Source organism: Thermosynechococcus sp. TG215 (genome assembly GCF_031583455.1).
Lineage (GTDB): Bacteria > Cyanobacteriota > Cyanobacteriia > Thermosynechococcales > Thermosynechococcaceae > Thermosynechococcus.
Genome location: NZ_CP134178.1, coordinates 1118073 through 1135141, shown reverse-complemented (window position 1 = coordinate 1135141; position 17069 = coordinate 1118073). Strand labels below are relative to the sequence as shown.

Below are 17069 nucleotides of genomic sequence, written 5' to 3'. Positions count from 1 at the left end.
GGGCGATCGCCAAGGAAAAAACTATAGCATCCGCTATGCAGTTCCATTAAAATAGATTGCAGTGGTTAAAATAGATTGCAGTGGTTAAAAAGCATTAATAAATTTTTTCTTTTTCTTAAAAGTGTTCCCACTGAACCATTAGCGAACTTTTACTTTTCTGATTACGAGCGATCGCAAAACTTATCGTATATTTCTTTTTACCTTCTTTTTATCTTGTTACCTGTTGAAGGACTAGCTCTTGCTCCCTTGAATCCTGTCAAATTCTCTCCTATAGAATGTATAAAATCCATCGCCTATTCAAACTTCTATCAACGGTTCTTCTATTACACATACATCACTGATCTATAGGTTCTCCCTAATTATGCTTCCCCATCAAGAACGGCTCTCAATTTTTATCGATGGGAATAATATGTTCTATGCCCAGCAGAAAAATGGCTGGTTTTTTGATCCCCGTCGTGTTCTCGAATTCTTCACCCGTGATCCCAACATTGTATTGGTGAATGCCTTTTGGTACACCGGCCTCAAGGACATGCAAGATCAGCGTTCATTTCGCGATGCCCTCATTAACCTTGGCTATACGGTGCGCACAAAACTGTTGAAGGAATATTACGACGAGACCCTAGGCAAGTATTACCAAAAGGCCAATTTAGACATTGAAATTGTGATTGATATGTTCAACACCGTCGGTCAGTACGATCGCGTCGTTCTCTTTAGTGGCGATGGCGATTTTGAGCGGGCGATCGAACTCCTGCGCTCCAAAAACACCCACATTACGGTTGTTTCCACCGAAGGCATGATTGCCCGTGAGCTGCGCAATGCCACCGATCGCTACATTGATTTGAACGAAATTCGGCCCTTTATTGAAAAAACTGACTCGCAAAATCCCAACTAAAAAGCGCACCCAGCGATCGCCAGATGCGCAAGCAAATGAGGTGTTTTCTTAAGATGCCTAGAACAGGCCGAGAGTCAGCGACTTATCCAAGGGGAAAGCAGCACCAATCCCCAGCCATAGCGTCACCAATGTGCCAAAGAGGAAGACTGTCATGGCCACAGGACGACGGAAAGGATTCTGGAACTTGTTGACACTTTCAATGAAAGGAATCAGCATCAAGCCCAAGGGAATGGAGGCATTCATGAGCACCCCCAGCAGCTTGTTGGGCACCACCCGGAAAATCTGGAAGGTGGGATAGAGGTACCACTCCGGCAAAATTTCCAAGGGGGTGGCAAAGGGATCCGCTGGCTCACCGACCATGGCAGGATCCATCACCGCTAGACCGATCACAAGGGCGATCGTGCCCATAATCACCACGGGGAAGATATAGAGCAGGTCATTGGGCCAAGCGGGTTCGCCATAGTAGTTGTGGCCCATGCCTTTTTTCAGTTTTGCCCGCAGCGCCGGATTCGTTAAATCAGGCTTTTTCAAAACTTTTGCCATAAATGAATCGTTCTCCTAGAGGGTCAGCAAGGGGGGAGATTACTTGGAGCATAACAAGTGGAACCGCCGAAAAGAGCAGGCTCTGTTACATTTCTTGATGCTTGGCTTACAGGGGACCCGAAATGCCCTGCTTGCGAATCATCAGGAAGTGCATCAGCATAAAGACGGCGATCGACCACGGCAGCACAAAGGTGTGCAAGCTATAGAAGCGAGTGAGTGTGGCTTGACCGACACTTTCACCACCGCGCATTAGTTCCACCAGTTGATCGCCCACCACGGGAATCGCCGCAGGGATACCGGAAACGATTTTGACCGCCCAATAGCCCACTTGATCCCAAGGCAGGGAGTAGCCCGTGACCCCAAAGCTGACGGTAATCACCGCCAAGACCACACCCGTCACCCAAGTAAGTTCGCGGGGTTTCTTGAAGCCACCGGTAAGATAGACGCGGAAGACATGCAGAATCATCATCAAGACCATCATGCTGGCCGACCACTTGTGAATGGAGCGGATCAACCAGCCAAAGTTGACCTCATTCATGATGTACTGCACAGAGGCAAAGGCTTCAGCCACCGTCGGTTTGTAGTAAAACGTCATGGCAAAGCCCGTGGCAAATTGGATTAAAAAACAGGTGAGGGTAATGCCACCCAGACAGTAAAAAATGTTTACGTGAGGCGGCACATATTTGCTGGTGATGTCGTCAGCGATCGCCTGAATTTCGAGGCGTTCCTCAAACCAGTCGTAAACTTTGTTCATAACAGTGATTAGTCCTGCGAAACCGCTGCTTTACTTTGAAAAATGTAACATATGCCCTCTCAGACTTTCCATATTGAGTTACCGGCACTCTCAGGTTGATTGGCGCCACCGAGCGTCCGATAATAAAGTCTCAACAGCTTCAGGATGCTAACTTGGGGCTGTCTCCTCTGCTACCTTACTCACAACGACCGCTTGGGAGGCTTTGAGATGAATCTGTTGAAGAAACTCTTTGGTGCGATTTTTGGCCTATTGGGGGCAATCGCGAAACTCTTTGGTTTGGGCAAAAAGGGCGAGTTTTACATTGAATTAGATAAGAGCACGGCTGCCCCTGCTGCACCGCCAACCCCTACTAAAGCGGCAGAACCTGCCTCGACCCCTGAACCTGCTCCTGCTCCTCAACCCGCTCAACCCGTTGCCGCCGCACCCACCCCCGTTGCCACAGCTCCCGCAGAACCCACCCCCACCCCTGTCACCCCCAGTGTTCCCTACACCCGTTTTGCGCGGCGTCGTCCGGGGGCTAATATGGCTGCCTTCTTGAATATGGCGCGGCAAGTTCGTCCCTCTACCTAGGAAACCTCATCCACAGAGCATTGGATGTAAAGGGGCTGTTGATGTGGGAATGCCCCTTTTTTTGTGCAGGGTATCCTCTCTGCGCATTGCAAGATTCCCGCAGTTGCAGTAGCATGCTGACAAATTGTGAGGGTGTATAGCTATGGGTCAGAAGCCGTCAAGCGGATGGGCAGCTGCCAAGATTTTTGCAGGATTACTCCTCCTCTTTACCATTGGCGCCTGCGAGGCAGACACCACCACCACAACCCCAACGGGTGAGGGGCTGCGGATTGGCTCATTGTTGCCCTCAACCGGCGACTTAGCCTCGGTGGGAACCCCTATAGCTGAAGTTGTCCCCCTGCTGGTGGAAACGGTGAATGCCTGTGGTGGTGTTAATGGCCAGCCCGTCACGCTTATTGCTGCTGATGATCAATCCAATCCTGCCTCTGGGGCAGAAGCGATGACGAAGTTGGTGGAGATTGACCGAGTTGCCGGAGTCGTTGGTTCTTTTGGCAGTAGTGTCTCCAATGCCGCCGCCGATATTGCCACCCGCGGTCAAGTGATGCTAATTTCCCCCGGCAGTACGAGTACACTCCTGACTGAACGCGCCAAGAAAGGAGACTTTAACGGCTATTGGGCACGCACTGCTCCCCCCGATAATTACCAAGCCCAAGCCCTTGCCCAACTGGCCAAAGAACAGGGGTATCAACGAGTCGCCACTGTGGTGATCAACAATGACTATGGCCGCAGCTTTGAGCAGGAATTTACCCGCGCTTTCAAAGCCCTAGGGGGAACCGTGATCAATGAAGACCGCCCCACCCGTTATGATGAGCGGGCAACCACCTTCACAACAGAAGCCGCTGCCGCTTTTAGCGGGAACCCCGATGCGGTGGTGGCTATTTTGTATCCGGAAACGGGTAGCCTGCTCCTGAAATCCGCCTTTGAGCAAGGTCTCACCCAAAACGTGGCCATTCTCCTCACCGATGGCGTCAAGTCCGAAAGTTTCCCTGAGCAAGTGGGCCGTACTCCCGATGGCAAATACATTATTGCCGGTGCCAAGGGAACCGTTCCCGGCGCCGATGGTCAAGCCCTGAGTCGCCTGCGAGAACTGTGGCGTGCTAAAAAAGGGAGCGATCTGCCGGCCTTTGGTGCTCAGACTTGGGATGCCGCCGCGCTCCTTGTACTAGCTGCACAGGCCGCAGGACAAAATACGGGTGAAGGGATTCGCAGCAAATTGCGCGATGTGGCCAACGCACCGGGGGAAGAAGTGGATGATGTGTGCAAGGGACTGGCTTTACTGCGGGAAGGCAAAGAAATCAACTATCAAGGCGCCAGTGGCAATGTCGATATTGATGAAAATGGCGATGTTGTCGGGGTCTATGACATTTGGCAGGTCACTGATGACGGTAAATTAAAGGTAATTGGTCAAGTGAATCCCCAAAAACCCTAGGCATGGCAAGCACATTTTCCTTTGATATTGTGAGTGATTTTGACTGGCAAGAGCTGGTCAATGCAGTGGATCAAACGGAGCGAGAGATCAAAGCCCGCTATGACCTCAAGGATACCCAGACCACCCTTGAACTGACAAAAGAGGGACTGACAATTCACACCGATAGTGAATTTACGCTCAATTCAGTGCAAACGATTCTGCAACAGAAGGCGGCGAAGCGGCAGTTGTCTCTGAAAATTTTTGACTATGGGCCTGTGGAAGCAGCGGGTGGTCAACGGGTCAAACAGTTGATCAAATTGCGGCGCGGGATCAATTCAGAACTAGCCAAAGAGATTAGCAAGCTTATCCGCAATGAATTTAAGAAGGTGCAAGCCGCGATCCAAGGGGATGTGGTACGGGTCAGTGCCAAATCAAAGGATGATCTACAAGCAGTGATCCAGCGCCTGAAAACTGAGGATTACCCCGTGCCATTACAATTTACGAACTACCGCTAGGGGTTAAAGGGTCATGTTGGGGTCTGTATCGCTGGGAACGTTGGGGTTAATTGTCGGTTCACTGCTGACGGTGGTGGGAGTGGTGGCCTATGCCACAGGGAATGCCACCTTGAATCTAGCGGGCTTTTTCTACGGTGTGCCCCTGCTCTTAGGCGGCTTGGCACTCAAAGCGGCAGAACTCAAACCGGTACCCTATCGTGAAGCCCCAACCCCAGAGGCGATCGCTGGCCGTGCCCAAGCAACCCCCACCCAAACGCAAATCCGTAAGGATGTCACCCGTTATCGTTACGGTCAAGAAGCACACTTAGATAGCACATTGGCCAGTTTAGGTCTGAGTCCCTCGGATGCCGAGCGTCCTGTCTTGGTGGCGATCGCCGAGACCTTAACAGACGGTGCTTATACATTAATTTTAGAATTTGACTCCCCGGCGGTTCCCCTTGAGGTGTGGCAATCGAAGCAAGCCAAGATGCAGACATTCTTTGGCCCCAATATTCGGGTAAGCATGACGGATCAGGGAAACAACCGTGTGGCAGTGGCGCTGATTCGCGAGTAAGCCTGTGGTCAACCCTGTTCCAGTTGCCTAAGATGATTGGTAAACCGTTTTGCCCTGAATTCAGGTGTTACGATAGCATCATCATTGCGGCATTCTAGCCTAAAGAGTAAGACTTTTTTGCAAGCAGTCTCCTCCTGACAACGCATTTTTGGAAACGGCGATTACGGCTATGGGTAAAGTCATTGGCATCGACCTTGGAACCACAAATAGTTGTGTGGCAGTCTTAGAAGGGGGGAATCCTGTCGTGATCCCCAGTGCCGAGGGTGGGCGCACCACCCCCAGTATTGTTGCCTTTGGCAAATCGGGCGAACGGTTGGTGGGTCAACTGGCGAAACGGCAAGCTGTCACCAATGCCGAGAACACGATTTTCAGTATCAAGCGGTTTATTGGTCGCCGCTGGGAGGAAACCGCTGAAGAACGGGGGCGCGTGCCCTATACCTGTGTGCCGGGTCGCGATGGCATGGTGGATGTGCAGATTCGCGATCGCACCTATACCCCCCAAGAAATTTCTGCCATGATCCTGCAAAAGCTGAAGCAGGATGCGGAAGCCTATCTGGGGGAACCCGTGACCCAAGCCGTCATTACTGTGCCAGCCTATTTTAGTGATGCGCAACGCCAAGCCACCAAAGATGCGGGGGCGATCGCTGGCCTTGAGGTAATGCGCATTATCAACGAGCCAACGGCGGCCTCCTTGGCCTACGGCATCGACAAGCAGGATCAAGATCAAACCATTTTGGTTTTTGACTTGGGCGGGGGCACCTTTGATGTCTCGATTCTGCAACTGGGGGATGGCGTCTTTGAGGTGCGCTCCACAGCGGGGAATAACCACCTAGGGGGCGATAATTTTGACGAATGTATTCTTGATTGGCTCTTGGCCTGTTTTAGGGAGCAGGAGGGGATCGATCTCTCGAAAGATAAAATGGCACTGCAACGCCTCCGCGAAGCGGCTGAAAAAGCCAAGGTGGAGTTATCGGGCACCCTGAGCACTTCCATTAACCTGCCCTTCATTACGGCTGATGAAACAGGGCCTAAGCACCTTGAAATGGAACTCACCCGCAGTAAGTTTGAGGAACTCTGCGCCCACTTGGTTCAGGCCACCCTCGAACCCATGCAGCAGGCGATCGCCGATGCCGGTTTGACGGTTCAAGAGATTGATCGGGTGTTACTTGTCGGTGGCTCAACCCGTATTCCTGCCATTCAGCAGTTGGTGAAGGAATTCTGTGGCAAAACTCCCGATCGCTCCGTTAATCCTGATGAAGCCGTTGCCGTAGGGGCAGCCATTCAAGGCGGCATTCTGGGCAAGGAAACAACGGTCAAAGATCTCCTGCTCCTAGATGTCACCCCGCTGTCTCTGGGGTTGGAAACCCTTGGCGGTGTCTTTACCAAAATCATCGAACGTAATACCACCCTCCCCACCAGTAAGACGCAGACCTTTTCCACCGCTACCGATGGCCAAACGGTCGTGGAAATTGCTGTCTATCAAGGGGAGCGCCCGATGGCAAAAGACAATAAACAACTGGCCTGCTTTGAGCTCACGGGCATTGCCCCTGCCCCTCGCGGCGTGCCGCAAATTGATGTCACGTTTGATATTGATGCCAACGGTATCCTGAGTGTGTCTGCCGTCGATCGCGCCACCGGTCGCCAACAAAGTGTGCGCATTACCAATCGCGGTGGCCTCAGCAGTATGGAAATCGAGCGCATGCGCCAAGAGGCAACGATTTATGCCCAAGCCGACCAAATCAAGAAAGAGATTGCCGAACTGCGCAACCAAGCCGATGCCCTGCTGTACAGCTATGAATCAACCATCAAAAACCATGGCATCACATTAACTCCCGATCTACGGGCACGGATTGAGCCGGTGGTTCAGAGTATGCAGGCAGCAATGGTGGATGACAATATTACCCCCGATGAAATTCGCAAGCGGATGGAAGCCCTGCAGCAGGCCTTGGTGACCTTGGGAACGGTGGTCTATCAACAAACCGCAGGCGGTTCCATGATGACCTCAACCCCGACAATGGGGGGTGCTACGATTAGTTCCCAAGCCACTCAAGTTTTAGATAGTGATGCCACAATAATCAGTGATAATGAAGAAACAGTTGTTTCAGATTATGAAGCGGTTGATTAATTTAGGTAACGGTGGCTATGGCTCGTGATTTCTATGAGATCTTAGGTGTCTCACGCTCTGCGGATGCTGAAGAATTAAAACGAGCCTATCGGCGCTTGGCTCGCAAGTATCACCCCGATGTCAACAAAGAACCGGGCGCTGAAGAAAAGTTCAAGGAAATCAACCGCGCCTACGAGGTGCTCTCGGATCCCCAAGCGCGAGCCAACTACGATCGCTTTGGTGAAGCCGGGGTCAGTGGCGTCGGGGCTGCTGGCTTCAGTGACTTTGGCATTGGTGACATGGGCGGCTTCGCCGATATTTTTGAAACCTTCTTTGGGGGTGGATTTGGTGGATTTACCAGCAGTGGGCGGCGGTCGCAGGGGCCAACCCGCGGTGAAGATCTGCGCTATGACCTCAAACTCGAGTTTCGCGAAGCGGTGTTTGGCGGTGAGAAAGAAATTCGCATTAATCATTTGGAAACCTGTAAAACCTGTCAAGGCACAGGGGCCAAACCCGGCACACGGCCAGTCACTTGTAGTACCTGTGGTGGCATCGGTCAAGTGCGGCGATCGGCACGAACCCCCTTCGGCAGTTTTACCCAATTGACCACCTGTCCGACCTGTGGCGGTTCGGGGGAAGTGATTGAATCTCGCTGTGAGGCCTGCGGCGGCCAAGGCCACATCCAAGTCAGCAAAAAATTGAAAATTACGATTCCTGCGGGGGTGGACAATGGCACCCGGCTGCGGGTCTCAGGGGAAGGAGATGCCGGTCTGCGCGGAGGCCCTCCCGGCGATCTCTATGTGTATCTGTTTGTCGAACCCGATCCTGAGTTTCAGCGCGAAGGCAACAACATCCTATCACGGATTAAAATTAGCTACCTGCAAGCGATTCTTGGCTGTCGGATTCCCGTGAGTACCGTGGATGGCGAAGCAGAACTGAAGATTCCCGCAGGCACCCAACCCGGTACGGTGTTAATCCTAGAAGGCCGAGGCGTCCCCCGTGTGGGCAATCCCGTGGCGCGGGGCGATCACCTCATTACCGTTGATGTCGAAATTCCCACCCATATCACCCATGAAGAGCGAGAACTGCTGGAGAAATTGGCCAAGATTCGCGGCGAGCGTATGGGCAAAGGCGGTCTAGAGGGCTTCCTCGGCAGCTTATTTGGTGGTTAGGGCGCGTTGCCTAAAATAGAAAAAACCGTTGGGGGCGCTGGCCATGCTGACTGAGGTTTTGACAGCACTGGATCAAGGAAATTTCCAACAGGCAGAAAAATTGCTGGCCACCTTGCCTCCTGAGGACCCCCGTGTCCTCCTGTGCCGAGGTCAACTCTATCTCAAGACAGAGCGGCTAGAGGAGGCGGAGTCAGACTTTCGCCAATTACTGCGGCTGAACTGTGGCCCCAAGCTGACGCAAATGGCTCGGCGCGGCCTTGAAAAAATTGAGCAAATTCGCCAACAGCAGCGGCAACAGGCGATTTTAGCAACCCATGCCGTGGTGGGAGTCGAGCAGCAGGGCCTTCTGGTTTTGGAGGGGGTGGCTGCCTCTGAGCAGCGGACGATCCTTGCCCGTCTTTTGGCCACCATGTTTAAGATTGACCCCTACACGGCGCGACTGTTGATTCCGTCGCGGGGCTGGCGTTTGATCCGCACGGGCAATTTTGCGGAACTCACCGTCTATTGCCAAGAACTGAAACAGCAGGGGTTTACCCTCTTTTGTGTCCCCTTTGAGGCACTGACAGCCACACCCGTCTTGCAGGTGCGTTATTTTGTGGCCTTGGAGCCACAGCCGCGTGTGGTGTGTACCAGTTCGCTCTCGCCAGAGCCAGTGGAGTTAACGTTTACTTGGTCACAGGTCAGCCAGCGGGTAGAGGGGTTGCTGCCGATTTTTGAGCAAGTGTTCGATCGCGATCGCCAAGGAAAAGTCACCCGTAAAGAACAAATTCAGGATCATGCCCAGTGCTGTGATCTTCACCTGTTTCAGCAAAATCAAATCCTGCGCTTTTATCGCGGCGGTTACCAGTTTCACCAAGGGATTCCCCTCAATCAAGTGGCAGAGGTGATCCAGAGTGATCTGGAGTTGGATCAAAATACCTCATGGGTGAAGTGGCGGCAGTTATCGAGTCTGTGGCAGCAGCACTGTGGCGATCGCCCCGTGTGGCAAGACTTTACCAGTTTTGCTGAAACTGCTTTGGACTTTAGCGAACTCCTGAGTAAAATTCCCCCCCACATTAACCTCTTTCGCCGTGAAGACAGTCCTTGGGATGCCGCCTTCATGCTCTACAGCAGTTTGGCCTTTCACCGTGACCGCAGTGGCAGCAACCGCTAAGCTAGAAACAGAAGTCTGCTCGTGCGAGTATCTGTGTTGCACCGACTCCAACAAGCAATTAAAAATGATCTCATTGCTGGTCTGCTGGTGGTGATCCCGCTGGCAACAACGATTTGGCTATCGATTTCTGTCTCCAGTTGGGTCTTGGATCTCCTCACCCGTATTCCTAAGCAGGTGAACCCCTTCAAAACATGGCACCCCCTGTTGGTGGATCTGCTCAATGTGGCGGTGGGGATTTTGGTGCCCTTAACAGGGATCTTGCTCATTGGCTTGATGGCACGCAATATCTTTGGCCAGTGGCTGTTGAACACAGGTGAGAGCATTCTCAAGCGCATCCCTTTGGCGGGCACCATTTATAAGGTGCTGCAACAACTCCTAGAGACAATTCTGCGGGACTCGCGCGATCGCTTTCGCCGAGTGGTGCTCGTAGAATACCCGCGGTCGGGTCTGTGGGCCGTGGCCTTTGTCACTGGCACGATTAATGGTTCATTGCAAACGGTCTTTTCCGAGCCAATGTTGAGTCTATTTATCCCCTCGTCGCCTAACCCCACCACCGGTTGGTATGTGATTGCCAGTGAGCGGGATGTGCGAGATTTGGATATTTCGATCGAGGATGCCTTTAAGCTGATTATTTCCGGGGGGATTGTTACACCGGGATCAGTTCCGACCTCGACCCTGCCCCCCGCCCCTGCGTCGTTGCGTTAAGAACTCGTTTTTGAGGATTTACCCATGATTACTGCTCGTCGTGTTGCCCGTGAATTGGCGTTGCTCAGTGCCGCTCAAGTGTTACGCCAACCGAAACTGCTCGATGAAAGTGACTGCCGCAGCTTGATCCTGATGGCGGTACGGACGCTGGCGAGTGATGTGCGCGATACCCTCGAACAGGCCGGCACTGAACTTAGTGAAAGTCAGCGACTGCTCAACCATAGCGAGTTTCAGTTGCCCCACCTCGAAAAGGCACAGATGGTGCTTCAAGATGCCCTCAATCGGGCGGAAAAGGGCTTGAACAAAATAGGTGCTGCCCTCGATTTACCCGAAATTCTCTACTTTGCCCATCAAGAGGAAGTTCAAGCCTACGCGATCGCCCTACTGCGCAGTTTGCAGCGACACCAAACGGAGATTCAAGAACTGGTGAATCGCTCAATGGTGGATTGGCAACTGGAGCGACTGACGCACTTAGATCGCGCCATTATTGAAATGGCCGTCGCAGAGATGCGCTATCTTGACGTGGCCAAGCCAGTGGCCATCAACGAGGCGATCGAACTGGCCAAACGCTACAGCGACCAAGGTAGTCATCGCTTTATCAATGGTGTGCTGCGGCGGATCAGTGAGGCCCTTGACACGGCTCAAGCGGCCACTGGTAACTGAAACGACTGCCACAATTGCTGCCGCCCCAATTCCACATCCTCAGGCCGACATTGCCAGTGGGGATGGGCACTCATCACTAAACTTTCGAGGGTTTCGCGATCAAAGAGATGCCAAACAGGGGCACCGGCAACAGGGTGGGCGATCGCCAAGAGATTTTCAGCCACGCAGTGAATTTCTAAACAGGTGGCTGCTCGCTGAATTTGCAACTGCTGCCCCGGTAGGAGTGATCGCACCGCCTCCATAATCTCCCGTAGTTCCGAGATGCTCTGGACACAGACCCCCGGAATGGCCACCCGCTGCTGGGGATCCCCATTGACTTGCAGCCAATAATGACGGCTGGGATCAATTCCCAGAAGCCAAGGATCAACATCATCTAAGCGATAACGGGGAGCCAAGGAGAGTCCGTGCATCATTTATCCATTTCCTAAATCACAGCATTGATATCTGGCGATCGCAAGGGATCACTCTTGTATATGTAGTGTGATAAGTCTCCTTTATTTGATCAATCAAAGTTAATAATGCTTAATCTTTTGCCCATAGTTGTTAACAAAGCGCCGTTTTGCCCCCAGCAAGATCACTGTTTTGTTGCGGCAGCTACAGTTATCCGAGAGAAAATGGTTAAAATGAAGTTAAGAATAGGTTAACCCCTGAGAAAAAGGATAGGTAAGCAATGAATAAATACGAATTTTTACATCCCTACAGCCGTTACCACGGTGAGTTTACACCCGAAAACTTTTTATTTGATGCCAACTTACAGGAGTTTGCGACCCGAGTGAGCTACATTTCCAGTCTCGAAAACAGTGGCAAGCTTTCCCCTCAGGAAGCCTATGAGCAAATTAAACGCCTTTGGCAAGAACTGAAAGCAACCAAAAAAGCGCTGCTAGATACGGCGCCCCCTAGCTAGGCTTGGAGGCGATGGAGTGTCTCCCGAATCAAGTCGGTCGGTACCTGATCAAAAATGTCCACATGGCCAATGGCGGTGGGGAGAATAAATCGCACCTGTTGCGCCTGAACCTTCTTGTCATGCTGTAGCAGTGCCAGCAGTCCCTCCACATCAAAGTAAGCCGGGATTGTGGTCGGCAACTTTGCCTTGAGAATCAATGCCCGTTGGGCAGCGGCGGCTTCTGCTGACCAGTACCCCAAGGCCACCGCCAGTTCCCCAGCGGCAATCATGCCAATGGCCACAGCCTCGCCGTGATTCAAAAGGCGATAGTTGCCCATACTTTCAAGGGCATGGCCAATGGTGTGCCCGTAATTCAAAATGGCCCGCAGTCCGGTTTCGCGCTCATCCTTGCTAACCACATCCACCTTCGCTTGGCAGGAACGCTGTAGGATTTGAAGCAACTGCTCAGCAGGCACAGCAGCCATGCGATCCAAACGCGGCAGCTGACTCAACAAATCAAACAGCTCAGTATCCCAAATCACACCATACTTAATCACCTCTGCCATACCAGCCCGGAATTCTCTGGGGGGCAGGGTTGCCAAAACATCGGGATCAATGACCACAAGACGAGGTTGATGAAAGGCTCCAATGAGATTTTTGCCTTGGGGATGGTTCACCCCTGTTTTCCCACCAATCGCCGCATCCACCATCGCCAAGAGACTGGTGGGAATCTGAACCACGGCAATCCCCCGCAGCCAAGTCGCCGCCGCAAAGCCCGTCATGTCGCCAATGACGCCACCACCAAGGGCAAAGAGCGTAGAACCCCGCTCTAAACGCTGACTCAGGGCAGCATCATAAATCTTTTCAACGGTTCTGAGGGTTTTGTAGCGTTCCCCTGCTGGGAGAATACAGGGGGTGACTTGCCAGCCCGCTTGCGTTAATGCCTCTTGCACATCCGTGCCGTAGTGCCGCCAAATTTGCGGATTGGAAACGATGAGGGCAGGGGCTTTCGGCGTCAAGGGCGTATATTCAGCCAACAGTGCAGGCAACTGCCGCCGTGTGTTGGCACCAATGGCAATTCGGTAGGCGTGCTCACCAAGGGGAACGGGAATCAGCGTCGTCATTGTCGGATTTGCTGGGGACAACTACATTAAGTATTTTTAAGTATTTTCAGTCATCACTGCCGGGGCGGGGAAAGGCCGGCTTCGCTTGCCAAGGGGCAAAAAACGGCAGGAGGAGAAGTGCGGGTAAGGCAGCGCCAATTGTAAAGAGAAAAAAGAGCGGCCACCCCATGATCTCTGCCGCTTTGCCCGCAGGGGCTGCTAGCACGTCTCGACTAAAGGCAAAAAGGCTAGAGAGCAGGGCATACTGCGTTGCGCTAAATTGAGGGTTGCAGAGGCTCATTAAAAGAGCCGTCAGAGCAGCGATCGCCAGTCCGGCACAGAAGTTATCAATACTAATGGCGGCCACCATCACCGTTGGATTGGCACCGGCATTGGCCAAAACAAAGTAGGAGACATTGCTAGAAGCTTGCAATCCCCCCATGATCCAAAGAGCACGGTGAATACCGATTTGACTGATGGCCGCCCCGCCGGCAAGGGCACCAACAATCGTGGCAATCAGCCCGACACCCCCTTGCACCGCACCAATTTGGGTTTGGCTAAAGCCCTGCTGCAACAGGAAAGGGGTCATCATGTTCCCTGTGAGCGCATCCCCCAAGCGGTAGAGGCAGATAAAGAGCAGAATAATCAGCCCTGTTCCCCAGCCGTAGCGCTGGAAAAAATCAAGGAAGGGGCGAATCACTGCTTGTGCCAATGAAGGAGGAGCCGGGGGATGGACTTCGGGTTCCGGTGCCCAAAGGGTCGTGACCATGCCCACGAGCATCAGCAGCGCCATCAGGACGTAAACCACGGGCCAAGGCAGTTGATCGGCAAGAATCAGGGCTAGGGAACCCGTGACCAAGAGCGCAATGCGATAGCCAAGGACGTAAATACCTGCACCCGCCCCCATTTCAAGGGGTTCTAGGACATCGGCACGATAGGCATCCACCGCAATATCTTGGCTGGCGCTCAAAAAGGCAATGGCGAAGGCATTCACTGCCAATAGCCGTAGGCTCGTACTGGGATCCTGTACCGCCATTAGGGCGATCGCCCCCAAGAGGAGCACCTGAATGAGCAGTAACCAGCCCCGCCGCCGTCCCAAAAAGGGAATCGTATAGCGATCCAGTAAGGGAGACCAGAGAAACTTCAATGAGTAGGGCAACCCCACGAGGCTAAAGAGACCAATAGCGGTCAAGTCAATGCCCTCAACGGTCATCCATGCTTGCAGTGTTCGGCTGGTGAGAAACAGGGGCAACCCTGAGGAAAAGCCCAGCAAGAGCAGTGCTGCCATTTTGCGACTTTGAAACACCCGTAGAGCTGCGCCGATTCCCGCCATTCATGTCGTTTCCCTGCTTGAGACTTGCCCTAGTGTAGAGCAAAAGGGGCAGTCACCTAAAGACTACTGGCTTGACTGATGCGGCTGGGGCGAAAAGCGGGCCGACAGGTATCTAGGGAAACGGGGACGGGTTTGACGTGCCAGATGTCTTTGCAGTACTCCGCAATCGTGCGATCGCTAGAGAATTTGCCCATGCGCGCCACATTAAGAATAGACATCTGTGTCCAGTGGCTCTTCTCGCGGAAGGCTTGGGCAACCCGTTGCTGACAGTCCACATAGGATTGGTAGTCCGCCAACAGCATATAGGGATCTTCGTTGAGCAGGGAACTGACAATCGGTTCAAATAGCCCCGGCTCCCGTGGATTGAAGTAGTCGGAAATCAGGCTGTCAATCACTTTCTTGAGCATTGGGTTGCTGTTGTAGTACTCGCAGGGATTGTAGCCCTCAGCTTTCAGGCTCATTACCTCTTGCGCCGTCAGACCAAAGAGGAAGAAGTTCTCTGCCCCCACCTCTTGGCGAATTTCCACATTTGCCCCATCCAGAGTACCAATCGTCAGGGCACCATTGAGGGCAAATTTCATGTTGCCGGTGCCGGAGGCCTCCTTACCAGCGGTGGAGATCTGCTCTGAAAGATCAGCCGCAGGATAGGTCATTTCCCCAAGGGAAACGGAATAGTTACTGAGGAACACGACCCGCAGACGGCCATTGACATCCCGATCATGGTTGACCATATCCCCCACCGCATTGATCAGCTTGATGATCATCTTGGCCATGAAGTAGCCGGGGGCTGCCTTGCCGCCAAAAATAAATGTGCGCGGCTGAATGTCAATGCTGGGGTTGGCCTTGATTTGTTCGTAGAGGGTAATAATGTGGAGCACCGCCAAGTGCTGCCGCTTGTACTCATGGATCCGCTTCACTTGAATGTCAAACAGGGAATAGGGATCCACCTCAATCTGGTTGTGGCGCCAAATGTACTCCGCTAGGCGTTCTTTGTTGGCTTGCTTGATTTGCTGCCACTTGGCCTGAAAGGCGGGATCCGTGGCGTAGGGTTCTAGGCCGCGCAGGTCTTCAAGGTGGGTAATCCAGCGATCGCTCTTCAGTGTTTCGGTAATCAGGCTGGCCAAGCGGGGATTACTCATCAATAGCCAACGGCGGGGGGTAATGCCATTGGTTTTGTTCTGGAACTTGTTGGGGTACATCTCGTAGAAGTCCCGCATCAGCTCCTGCTTGATCAGCTCTGTGTGCAGTTCGGCGACCCCGTTGACCGTATGGCTGCCGACACAGGCCAAATGCGCCATGCGCACCTGCTTGGGATGACCTTCCTCAATCAAGGACATGCGTGCTAAGCGGGCAATGTTGCCGGGATAGCGTTGGCGAATCTCGTTGAGGAAGCGGTAGTTAATCTCGTAAATAATTTCAAGGTGGCGCGGCAGTAGTTGCGCAAAAAGTTCCACCGACCAGCGTTCAAGGGCTTCCGCCAGCAGGGTATGGTTGGTGTAGGCAAAAGTGCGCTGGGTAATGTCCCACGCTTTTTCCCACGGGAGTTGGTACTCATCCACCAGCAATCGCATCAGTTCAGCCACCCCAATGGCGGGGTGGGTATCATTGAGCTGAATGGCTACTTTGTCGGGGAAGGCATCAAAGCTGGTGTGCCGCCGCAGGTAAAGGCGAATAATGTCCTGCAACGAACAGGAGACAAAGAAATACTGTTGCCGCAGGCGCAGCTCCTTGCCTTGGGGAGTGTTGTCGTTGGGGTAAAGAACCTTCGAGATATTCTCACTAAAGGTTTTTTCCGAGACCGCTTGGGTGTAGTCGCCGGCGTTGAAGACCTGTAAATTAAAATCCTGAGCAGCGCGGGCACTCCACAGACGGAGCGTATTCACCGTATTTTTGCCATAGCCTGGAATTGGTGTATCGTAGGGGGTGCCCAAGACGGTGGTACTGGGAATCCAGCGCACGCGGTAGTGCCCTTGGACATCGGTGTAGGCTTCGGTGTGGCCGCCAAACTTAACTTCGACATTGTAGTCGGGGCGGGCAATCTCCCAAGGGTTGCCAAAGCGCAGCCAGTTGTCGGGGACTTCGTGCTGCCAGCCATTGGTGATGATTTGCTCGAAAATCCCATACTCGTAGCGAATGCCGTAGCCAACGGCGGGAATTTCGAGGGTGGCTAAGGAGTCGAGGAAACAAGCCGCCAACCGTCCTAGGCCGCCATTTCCTAAGCCTGGTTCAGGTTCGCGATCCATGAGTTCATTGAGATCTAAGCCAAAGTCGGTCATGGCCTGTTTGGTTTGCTCATAGAGGCCGACGTTAATCAGATTATTCAGGAGCAAGCGACCAATGAGAAACTCTGCCGACAGGTAATAGACCACCTTGGCATCCTGCTCAAAATAGGTTTGGGCGGTTTTAATCCGTCGATGCAGCAGGCGATCGCGCACCGTGTAGGCCAGTGCCATGAAGTAATCGTAGGGCGTGGCAAACATGGCATCCTTGCCCTGGATGTAGTGCAGGTTATCAACAAAGGCGCGCTTCAGGGTTTGCACGGTCATCCCTGTGCGATCGCTCTCGATATACAAATCGCAGTGTTCGTCGTTGGCAGTAGGGTTGGTGTGGGAAACTGAATGAACAGGATGACCGTTGGGCGTGGCGGAATTATTCATGCAACCTGTAGCTCTGAAGGAATCGGCAATCACTTAACTTAAGGCTAATACAGATTTGTGA

General features: G+C 52.9%; 17 protein-coding genes. 11 read left to right on the top strand and 6 right to left on the bottom strand.

The features are described 5' to 3' along the window. The first annotated feature begins 361 nt into the window (after window positions 1-361). Window positions 362-892 carry an NYN domain-containing protein gene (locus RHJ02_RS05260; RefSeq protein WP_206201383.1) on the top strand — a complete coding sequence of 177 codons (531 nt, stop codon included), beginning with the start codon at window positions 362-364 and terminating at the stop codon, window positions 890-892. A gap of 57 nt (window positions 893-949) precedes the next feature. Here RHJ02_RS05260 and petD read toward each other — a convergent pair whose 3' ends face one another. Next, window positions 950-1435 (bottom strand): cytochrome b6-f complex subunit IV, encoded by a 486-nt coding sequence (petD, locus tag RHJ02_RS05255; protein ID WP_011056640.1) that lies wholly within the window; start codon window positions 1433-1435, stop codon window positions 950-952. 106 nt (window positions 1436-1541) lie between these two features. Then, window positions 1542-2189: a cytochrome b6 gene (gene petB / locus RHJ02_RS05250; RefSeq protein WP_011056639.1), complete on the bottom strand. Its 648-nt coding sequence runs from the start codon at window positions 2187-2189 to the stop codon at window positions 1542-1544. 207 nt (window positions 2190-2396) lie between these two features. On the opposite strand from petB, the gene RHJ02_RS05245 reads away from it, so the two are divergent. The 9 genes from RHJ02_RS05245 to nusB all read left to right on the top strand — a co-directional run bounded on the left by RHJ02_RS05245 (window position 2397) and on the right by nusB (window position 11032). Further along, entirely contained in the window at window positions 2397-2759 is a 363-nt protein-coding gene (locus tag RHJ02_RS05245; RefSeq protein ID WP_206201714.1) for a hypothetical protein, read from the top strand. 142 nt (window positions 2760-2901) lie between these two features. Further along, window positions 2902-4188 carry an ABC transporter substrate-binding protein gene (locus RHJ02_RS05240; RefSeq protein WP_206201382.1) on the top strand — a complete coding sequence of 429 codons (1287 nt, stop codon included), beginning with the start codon at window positions 2902-2904 and terminating at the stop codon, window positions 4186-4188. A gap of 2 nt (window positions 4189-4190) precedes the next feature. After that, window positions 4191-4682, top strand: a complete 492-nt coding sequence (locus RHJ02_RS05235) for a YajQ family cyclic di-GMP-binding protein (protein ID WP_206201381.1) — start codon at window positions 4191-4193, stop codon at window positions 4680-4682. Window positions 4683-4695: 13 nt separating this feature from the next. Further along, on the top strand, window positions 4696-5235 hold the full coding sequence (locus RHJ02_RS05230; RefSeq protein WP_206201380.1) for a DUF2854 domain-containing protein: 540 nt from the start codon (window positions 4696-4698) through the stop codon (window positions 5233-5235). Window positions 5236-5404: 169 nt separating this feature from the next. Then, a complete protein-coding gene (gene dnaK, locus RHJ02_RS05225) occupies window positions 5405-7360 on the top strand; it encodes a molecular chaperone DnaK (protein ID WP_206201379.1) in 1956 nt (651 codons plus the stop codon). Between the two features lie 17 nt (window positions 7361-7377). After that, window positions 7378-8511 carry a molecular chaperone DnaJ gene (dnaJ, locus tag RHJ02_RS05220; RefSeq protein WP_310438430.1) on the top strand — a complete coding sequence of 378 codons (1134 nt, stop codon included), beginning with the start codon at window positions 7378-7380 and terminating at the stop codon, window positions 8509-8511. 43 nt (window positions 8512-8554) lie between these two features. Then, window positions 8555-9664, top strand: coding sequence for a M48 family metallopeptidase (locus RHJ02_RS05215; RefSeq protein WP_206201377.1), 1110 nt, complete (start codon window positions 8555-8557; stop codon window positions 9662-9664). Between the two features lie 33 nt (window positions 9665-9697). Further along, window positions 9698-10369, top strand: coding sequence for a DUF502 domain-containing protein (locus RHJ02_RS05210; RefSeq protein ID WP_206201376.1), 672 nt, complete (start codon window positions 9698-9700; stop codon window positions 10367-10369). A gap of 24 nt (window positions 10370-10393) precedes the next feature. After that, complete coding sequence (gene nusB / locus RHJ02_RS05205; protein ID WP_206201375.1) at window positions 10394-11032, top strand: transcription antitermination factor NusB; 639 nt, start codon at window positions 10394-10396, stop codon at window positions 11030-11032. Here nusB and RHJ02_RS05200 read toward each other — a convergent pair. Beyond that, window positions 11011-11445: a hypothetical protein gene (locus RHJ02_RS05200; RefSeq protein ID WP_206201374.1), complete on the bottom strand. Its 435-nt coding sequence runs from the start codon at window positions 11443-11445 to the stop codon at window positions 11011-11013. The genes nusB and RHJ02_RS05200 overlap by 22 nt on opposite strands. A gap of 257 nt (window positions 11446-11702) precedes the next feature. On the opposite strand from RHJ02_RS05200, the gene RHJ02_RS05195 reads away from it, so the two are divergent. Next, window positions 11703-11936 (top strand): hypothetical protein, encoded by a 234-nt coding sequence (locus RHJ02_RS05195; RefSeq protein WP_206201373.1) that lies wholly within the window; start codon window positions 11703-11705, stop codon window positions 11934-11936. Here RHJ02_RS05195 and aroB read toward each other — a convergent pair. Genes aroB through RHJ02_RS05180 form a run of 3 tightly spaced genes read right to left on the bottom strand, consistent with a single transcriptional unit; the run spans window position 11933 to window position 17008 of the window. Continuing rightward, window positions 11933-13039, bottom strand: a complete 1107-nt coding sequence (aroB, locus tag RHJ02_RS05190) for a 3-dehydroquinate synthase (protein ID WP_206201372.1) — start codon at window positions 13037-13039, stop codon at window positions 11933-11935. The genes RHJ02_RS05195 and aroB overlap by 4 nt on opposite strands. A 46-nt stretch (window positions 13040-13085) precedes the next feature. After that, the gene (locus tag RHJ02_RS05185; RefSeq protein ID WP_206201371.1) at window positions 13086-14351 is read right to left on the bottom strand and encodes an AmpG family muropeptide MFS transporter; all 1266 of its coding nucleotides are present in this window, start codon (window positions 14349-14351) and stop codon (window positions 13086-13088) included. 56 nt (window positions 14352-14407) lie between these two features. Further along, window positions 14408-17008 carry a glycogen/starch/alpha-glucan phosphorylase gene (locus RHJ02_RS05180; RefSeq protein ID WP_206201370.1) on the bottom strand — a complete coding sequence of 867 codons (2601 nt, stop codon included), beginning with the start codon at window positions 17006-17008 and terminating at the stop codon, window positions 14408-14410. Between the last annotated feature and the right edge of the window lie 61 nt (window positions 17009-17069).

Bases quoted from the DNA above. Each gene is read 5' to 3' on its own strand.
- RHJ02_RS05260 (WP_206201383.1), top strand. From the start codon at position 362: ATGCTTCCCCATCAAGAACGGCTCTCAATTTTTATCGATGGGAATAAT.
- petD (WP_011056640.1), bottom strand. From the start codon at position 1,435: ATGGCAAAAGTTTTGAAAAAGCCTGATTTAACGAATCCGGCGCTGCGG.
- petB (WP_011056639.1), bottom strand. From the start codon at position 2,189: ATGAACAAAGTTTACGACTGGTTTGAGGAACGCCTCGAAATTCAGGCG.
- RHJ02_RS05245 (WP_206201714.1), top strand. From the start codon at position 2,397: ATGAATCTGTTGAAGAAACTCTTTGGTGCGATTTTTGGCCTATTGGGG.
- RHJ02_RS05240 (WP_206201382.1), top strand. From the start codon at position 2,902: ATGGGTCAGAAGCCGTCAAGCGGATGGGCAGCTGCCAAGATTTTTGCA.
- RHJ02_RS05235 (WP_206201381.1), top strand. From the start codon at position 4,191: ATGGCAAGCACATTTTCCTTTGATATTGTGAGTGATTTTGACTGGCAA.
- RHJ02_RS05230 (WP_206201380.1), top strand. From the start codon at position 4,696: ATGTTGGGGTCTGTATCGCTGGGAACGTTGGGGTTAATTGTCGGTTCA.
- dnaK (WP_206201379.1), top strand. From the start codon at position 5,405: ATGGGTAAAGTCATTGGCATCGACCTTGGAACCACAAATAGTTGTGTG.
- dnaJ (WP_310438430.1), top strand. From the start codon at position 7,378: ATGGCTCGTGATTTCTATGAGATCTTAGGTGTCTCACGCTCTGCGGAT.
- RHJ02_RS05215 (WP_206201377.1), top strand. From the start codon at position 8,555: ATGCTGACTGAGGTTTTGACAGCACTGGATCAAGGAAATTTCCAACAG.
- nusB (WP_206201375.1), top strand. From the start codon at position 10,394: ATGATTACTGCTCGTCGTGTTGCCCGTGAATTGGCGTTGCTCAGTGCC.
- RHJ02_RS05200 (WP_206201374.1), bottom strand. From the start codon at position 11,445: ATGATGCACGGACTCTCCTTGGCTCCCCGTTATCGCTTAGATGATGTT.
- RHJ02_RS05195 (WP_206201373.1), top strand. From the start codon at position 11,703: ATGAATAAATACGAATTTTTACATCCCTACAGCCGTTACCACGGTGAG.
- aroB (WP_206201372.1), bottom strand. From the start codon at position 13,039: ATGACGACGCTGATTCCCGTTCCCCTTGGTGAGCACGCCTACCGAATT.
- RHJ02_RS05185 (WP_206201371.1), bottom strand. From the start codon at position 14,351: ATGGCGGGAATCGGCGCAGCTCTACGGGTGTTTCAAAGTCGCAAAATG.
- RHJ02_RS05180 (WP_206201370.1), bottom strand. From the start codon at position 17,008: ATGAATAATTCCGCCACGCCCAACGGTCATCCTGTTCATTCAGTTTCC.